Here is a 3,051-nt window from a genome sequence, read left to right on the forward strand (position 1 = left end):
CACTGCTCAGGAGACGGTCTGAAAGCCGGAGGGTTTGCGGCACCCGGCGGGCGGCGGCAGTGTCGGATTCGCCGGGAAGAGAGGCAGACTAGCCCCCAGCGCTTGACCGTTGAAGACGGCCACCGACGGGTCGCTCTCCTGGATATCCCTTTCATTTACCGGTGGCGAGCGCGTTCGACCTCACTCCGTGTGGACGCGCTCGGTGCTTCGTCAGCGGTCGCATCCGCAGCGGCGTCCGGTACGAGCCGCCCCTGTCGGGACCCTAGGCGAACGGGTAGTGAAAGAGCGTCACGCCACTCGCAATTGGTGGTCCATCGTCATCGATTCGGGGCGGTAGGCACGTGTGTAGCCGGTCACATGGTGGAGCAACTGCTCTAGCACGCCTGTGGCGAGTTCGAGCATGTAGTGCGATGTAAACCTGAGCTCGTAGGCGATCGTCTTGAGCAGGTGGGCCGCGTCCGTCGTCAGGTCGACAATGGCGTGCGCGTGGACGCGCCGGGCCAGCTCTAGCGGCCATGGCACCCCAGCTGCGAGTAGCGCAGGCACCCGGTCGGCGTCTGTCAAGCCGTGGAGACGTGCTTGCCAGGCCACGGTGAGCAGGTCGATCCGGGCGTCGGCCTCGCGCAGGCCGAGCAGCACCTGATACAGAGCGCGGGGGAGGCCGGGCGAGAGGTGGTGTGGGTCTAGAGAGGAGACGGTCTGGTCGATGAACACCGGATAGGCGATCAGGCTGGCCAGCAGCTGCAACTCTACCCTCACGGCGGCGGCCGTCGTTTGGGTTTCGCGCAGTAGGCGGCGTGGCGCCGGCGGTGCGGACAGGGCTGCGGTACGTGGAACGCGGGGTAGCGCCTGCAGCCGCTCCTGGTGGCCGCGGATCTGGGCAGCCGCCGCCCGCACGTGTTCGGTGACCGCAGCGACATCGACTTCTGCCGCCTCATCGTGCCGTTCGGCCACCTGCGCGATTCGAATGCTCCATCGCTCGATGAGGCGGCGGATGGAGGCTTCGAGAACCATCCGGGCCGTCGCGGGGAGACTCCTGCGGCTTGCGGCGGCCTCCATCAGCTCGATCAGGTGTAGCCCGTCACGCGCCACTCTACTTTCCAGCTCTTGATCTGCGGGTAGTTGCGTGAGCACCAGACCAGGATGAGGCGCGCGACCCGTGCGCGACACAGAGTCCATCGCTCGGAACGCCGCCTGATGATAGGGACGATAGAAGTCGTGCGGGCGAAGACCCCACCGGGTGAGTGTCGGGATGGGGTTCTGCCCAGCGGCGGCCAGGTGCAGAACCTCGCCGAGCAGCGCCCGCTCGGCAAGGATCGTCAAGTCCACCGGTTCCGGTTCGGCATCGTCTTCGGTAGTGCCTGCGGTCGGGAGGGGATTTGTGGGGAAGTCGTGGTGCTGGGGGGCGTCGGCGACGTCATGTTCCACCGATGGGTCGTCGTTACCGGTACCGGTAGATACCGCCTGTATGTTCGCGGTCGGGGGGCCGGAGTACTTGGCGGAGGTCCTGGCTGAGGTACTCACATTTGCTCCTTCGCTCATTCGGCCTGGTGCTCGCGGCGGGAATGGGGAAGCGGCAGTGGCTGGGCCACCACATTGAGAACGTGTATGAGGATCGCTGCGTGCCGAGGCCTCGTGCTCCTCAGGTGCCGTGGGTTCAAGAGCGGCGAACGGCTGGAGGTGCCGGGACCAGCGCGCCTGGATTGGTTCTTCTGAGTTGGGCCCGCGTGACAGCCGTCGGCGCCTACGTCTGACCGGCAGGGGATTCCTCGGGAACGTAGGGGAGGGCCACCGGGGTCTGGCAGGCGTCGCAGACGTACTGCTGGTGGACGAAGCCTTTGTTGGGGGCATCGAGGTCGATGGCGATTTTCAGGCGGCCGTGCTCGACGTAGATCTCGTTGTGCTGGACACCGCGCGCATCCTCGAAGATCTTGTCTCGGGTTCCGCAGGCGGGACACTGCAGGGTGTCCCTATTGATCTTTACCGTGGCCAGCGGCGATGCGCCCCCAGTGGTCTCCGCGACGAAGGCGTTGATGGTCTCCTCGATAAGGTCGGCATCGGGCCTGCGGTCAGCGCCGATGACCTGGTCGGCGATCGCCTCAGCGTTGTCGCTGACTTGACCACCGAGTAGCAGGTCGATCAGAGCGGCGATGATCACACGGCTTTCCTGCACGATGCGTTCGGTCTCGCGCCGAGAGGGGGAGGCGCACGGGTCGGTTCGGCTCGTCCAGGCTGCGGCGGCCTGGCTGGCTATCCGCACGCAGGCATGATCGCGAACGGTCGGCGGAAGATCGTGCCAGTGAAACGGAGGTCGTGCGGGCACGGCCGTAGGGGGGTGTTTCACCTGGAGGCCTTTCTAAGGGCGGGCTCTGCCCTTTCCGAGGAAGGACGCGGCCGGAGTTCGAGCACGGTTAGCTGGCGAGGTACCGGTGTGACCCGCGGGGTAGTGCCCGTGGCGCTGTCGCGGATGGGGACGCTGACGGCTCCCTGCGTAGCCCGTTGCTCATGAGGCCAGATGATCTCGAGAAAGAAGGGTCGCTGACGCTCGGCTACACGGGGTGACCACCCAATACGGCGGCCACCCCGCGGGCAGAATCAGGCGATCGCTTCGAGTGGCACCAGGGTCCGTGACTCTTGCGGGGGGCCGACCTTGACGTGCAAACGTGTGAGGCACTGCGAGTACTCGTCGCGCAGTACGATCTCAGTGCCCCGCTCCAGGGTGAACCCGCTCAGTGGGTCGATCTCGGTGACCTCGAACTGCTGAGTAGCGGGCACGCAGTTGTTGAGCGCGGCCAAAAATACTGGACTGTTGAGCGCGTAGCAGAGGGCTTCTTCCACGGCTCGGATTACGTTGTTGGCCTGTGCGGGCATGGTGACGCTCCTCTCTCGCCGGGCGGGTGAGCCGACTCTGGTAAAGCGGCTATGGGGTGCTCCGTCCCGGCGAGGAGCCCTGACGCGGAGCCGGTCGAGTTCACGCTGCCCGGCGCCGAGTACGGCGAGCGCTGGGAGTTCGCCCTCGACACCGCCGAGCCGGGCACGGTCGGCGACCGT

Annotated in this window: 3 protein-coding genes; all 3 read right to left on the reverse strand. The window is 66.2% G+C overall.

Features of this window, described 5'->3' with window-relative positions:
* Nucleotides 1–288: 288 nt before the first annotated feature.
* Entirely contained in the window at nt 289–1,428 is a 1,140-nt protein-coding gene (locus AB0C84_RS45710) for a DnaB-like helicase N-terminal domain-containing protein (RefSeq protein ID WP_361079098.1), read from the reverse strand.
* Between the two features lie 316 nt (nt 1,429–1,744).
* The gene (locus AB0C84_RS45715) at nt 1,745–2,260 is read right to left on the reverse strand and encodes a hypothetical protein (protein WP_361079101.1); all 516 of its coding nucleotides are present in this window, start codon (nt 2,258–2,260) and stop codon (nt 1,745–1,747) included.
* A 335-nt stretch (nt 2,261–2,595) separates the two neighbouring features.
* Nucleotides 2,596–2,871, reverse strand: a complete 276-nt coding sequence (locus tag AB0C84_RS45720) for a hypothetical protein (protein ID WP_361079104.1) — start codon at nt 2,869–2,871, stop codon at nt 2,596–2,598.
* Nucleotides 2,872–3,051: the final 180 nt, after the last annotated feature.

Origin of the sequence: Actinomadura sp. NPDC048955 (assembly GCF_040649435.1) — a bacterium.
GTDB lineage: Bacteria > Actinomycetota > Actinomycetes > Streptosporangiales > Streptosporangiaceae > Spirillospora > Spirillospora luteofluorescens.